This window comes from Methanobrevibacter filiformis (assembly GCF_001639265.1).
Classification (GTDB): Archaea; Methanobacteriota; Methanobacteria; order Methanobacteriales; family Methanobacteriaceae; genus Methanacia; species Methanacia filiformis.
Genome location: NZ_LWMT01000118.1, coordinates 1 through 2,328, shown reverse-complemented (window position 1 = coordinate 2,328; position 2,328 = coordinate 1). Strand labels below are relative to the sequence as shown.

Genomic DNA, 2,328 nt, shown 5'->3' with positions numbered 1-2,328 from the left:
GACACACAAGACTAACAATATCAAGAATAAAAAACATGCTAAAAGAAAAATAAGAATATAAACAAAAAACATCACAACATTACACACTACATATCTAACATGAAAAATCCTTAACTTAACAGCTGTGAGTTAAAAAATGATTTTTGTTTTAGCAAAAATGGTAATTAAGAATAGTAGAAATAATGAGTTTTTAAAAGCAACTGAAAATCTTATTGAAAAAACTAGATTAGAAACTGGAAACATTAGCTATAATCTTTATGCTGATACAGAAGAAAATAATGTATTTATGATGGTTGAACAATGGGAAAATAATGAATTACTTGACAAACATTTAAATACTGATCATTTTAAAGATTTTGAAGAGGAAGTTAAAGACATTCTAGCAGAAGAAATTGATATTAGGCAATATACTGTTAATTAATTAATAATTTTTAACTTATATTTATCAATATTTCTTTAATTTTATTTTTAATATTTAATTTTTCTTGATTTTACTAAATAATTCTATATATACTCAATAATATGTCAAAGCGTTTTTAAAAAGTATTTATCAAATTAGTCTATGATTGCTCAACTTATAACTAATTCAAGGACGATTCATCTGATAGATTCTTAAAAACTATTTTGAGAAATAAAAGATAAGAAAACATATTAGATTTAATTAAACCTGTAGTAATTTATAAATAATTAAATATATAAATAACATTATAATTAAAGTCAAAGATTAAATTTATAAATAAATTAATAGATAAACAATACATAAAATTATTAATTGAAGAATAATTTATTAATTGAAAATTAGTTTATTGGTAAATAAAAACTAGTCTAAATCAATAAAAGCACTTTTTATGCTTTAAATGATTATTTCATGAAATAGTTTTTGATCAACCTCTTATTTCCAGAAAATTTAGAAAAATCTTCTATTTCTCGCTTATAAAAGTTTGATTTAAATTAATTATTCTTAGTTTTATTATTTTCTATTTACAAAAGATTTTATTTTTTAGGAGATGTTTATATGACAATAGCAGTACTTGGTGGTACTGGAGATCAAGGTTTAGGAATAGCTATTAGGTTTGTTCAAGCTGGTGAAAACGTTATTATTGGGTCAAGAAAAGCGGAAAAAGCAGAACAAGCTGTTGAAAAAGTTAAAAAGCTTCTTAAAGATAATAGCTTACCTAATTTAAAAGGATTAAATAATGAAGATGCTGCAAGTAAAGCAGACATATTAATATTAACAGTTCCTATTCTCGCTCAAAAACCAACTTTAGATTCTGTTAAAGAACATGTTAAAGATAAAATATTTATTGATGCTACCGTCCCATTACAATCAAATATCGGAGGCACATCAATGACCTATTTCTCATTATGGGAAGGTTCAGCAGCTGAGCGAACCGAAGCTATCTTAAAAGGAACTAATGTTAAAGTTGTCTCTGCATTTAACAACATAAGTTCTTCAAGTTTAATGAAGTTTGATAGTGAAATTGACTGTGATTGTCTTGTTTCTGGAGATGATAATGAAGCAAAAGCAATAGCTATGGAATTAATTGAAAAAATACCAGGCATCAAATGTGTGGATGCTGGACCACTAGAACAAGCAAGAACTGTTGAAAGAATAACTGCACTTCTTATAGGACTTAATATTCGATATAAAACACACTACGGTGGACTAAGAATAACTGGTCTGCCAGATAAAAAGTAGCTATTTTTTAATTAAATGAGGAATGATATTAAGAGGATTGACTAGAATAGTAATAATAATTATTCATAAACTTTTAATAAGCATTACTCTTTTTAAAATTTATAATCTTATTTTAGAATATTTATATATAAATTAAAACAATAGATGATCATATCGATAAAATAATGGATATTGATTATTTTACTTTTATTTAAATTTAATATTCCTATTTTTATTTTAAGTATTACATGTATTTAATAATACTAATTTTATTATATCTATTTTTTTTAATTCAATTGGCTGTGCAATAATTATTTTTTGATTCTTTTTAGTTATGCTTAGTTTTAAATATTATGGGGTGTAATATATTATTAGTGTTTTTTAGTTTTTGTTGAGTTGGTGTTTATGGTTTTGCATGAAGATAGTATTGGTCAGGTGTTTTTACTTCCTTTGAATTTGAGGGACTTTATTCCAGATAATCATATTTGTTTTTTTATTGAGGAATTGGTTAGTCGGTATGATTTTGGTGATTTGCATTCTAAATATGCGGATACTCCAGGTAAGAAAGCTTATTCTAGGAGAATGCTTGCTAGAAATATTCTTATGGGTCAGATTGATGGTATAAGGTCTGGTCGTAAACTTGAAAAGGC

General features: G+C 25.0%; 2 protein-coding genes and 1 pseudogene. All 3 read left to right on the top strand.

The window, feature by feature from the left end; genetic code table 11:
* Positions 1-136: 136 nt before the first annotated feature.
* On the top strand, positions 137-421 hold the full coding sequence (locus MBFIL_RS03970; protein WP_066971708.1) for a putative quinol monooxygenase: 285 nt from the start codon (positions 137-139) through the stop codon (positions 419-421).
* Between the two features lie 594 nt (positions 422-1,015).
* Positions 1,016-1,699: an NADPH-dependent F420 reductase gene (npdG, locus tag MBFIL_RS03965; RefSeq protein WP_066971706.1), complete on the top strand. Its 684-nt coding sequence runs from the start codon at positions 1,016-1,018 to the stop codon at positions 1,697-1,699.
* 384 nt (positions 1,700-2,083) lie between these two features.
* A pseudogene (locus MBFIL_RS03960) lies at positions 2,084-2,328 on the top strand (hypothetical protein); the annotation flags it as partial.

Bases quoted from the DNA above. Each gene is read 5' to 3' on its own strand.
- npdG (WP_066971706.1), top strand. From the start codon at position 1,016: ATGACAATAGCAGTACTTGGTGGTACTGGAGATCAAGGTTTAGGAATA.
- MBFIL_RS03970 (WP_066971708.1), top strand. From the start codon at position 137: ATGATTTTTGTTTTAGCAAAAATGGTAATTAAGAATAGTAGAAATAAT.